Source organism: Mesorhizobium sp. WSM4848, from assembly GCF_055811375.1.
This window is the reverse complement of sequence record NZ_JBVVPX010000119.1, coordinates 1-544: the sequence shown is the minus strand read 5'-3', so window position 1 is coordinate 544 and position 544 is coordinate 1. Positions and strand designations below refer to the sequence as shown.

1 pseudogene is annotated in these 544 nt (G+C 64.7%); it reads right to left on the bottom strand.

Going from position 1 to position 544, the window contains the following annotated elements:
• Positions 1-412 (bottom strand): annotated as a pseudogene (locus AC0L16_RS33570) (hypothetical protein); the annotation flags it as partial.
• Between the last annotated feature and the right edge of the window lie 132 nt (positions 413-544).

The window sequence follows — 544 nt, the reverse complement described above, 5'->3', positions numbered from 1 at the left end:
CGCTGCCGCTGACGCTGCCGCTGCCGTCAATGCTGCCGCTGCCACCGATGCTGCCGGTGGCGCTGCCGCCGATGCTGCCGCTGCCGCTGCCGTCAATGCTGCCGCTGCCGCCGATGCTGCCGGTGCCGCTGCCGCCGATGCTGCCGCTGCCGCTGATGCTGCCGGTGCCGCCGACGCTGCCGGTGCCGTGGTCGCCGACGCTGCCGCTGCCGCCGATGGTGTCCTTACTAGCTGTGCCTGTCGGATGGCCCTCGCCAGTGGTGAGCGGCGGGCACAAGCGACATTGCTGCCCCGCCGAGATCTGGCGCTCAATCGCCTGCGCAAATGCTGGAACGGTCGCCGTTGAGCCGAAAAATGCACTTGAAATCAGCACCATACCGGTGCCGGCGAGGAGATGATGGATGGTTTTCATTGTGTTGCTCCCTAAGACTTTCACCTTGGGTTAACAATTGAAACTCAGAGCTTGTTAAATCGGTTCCCTGCCATGTCGTTCTTAGGCGGGCCGTGGCCGGAAGCTGGCCGTTTGGCAAGCGCCTGGGGTTGA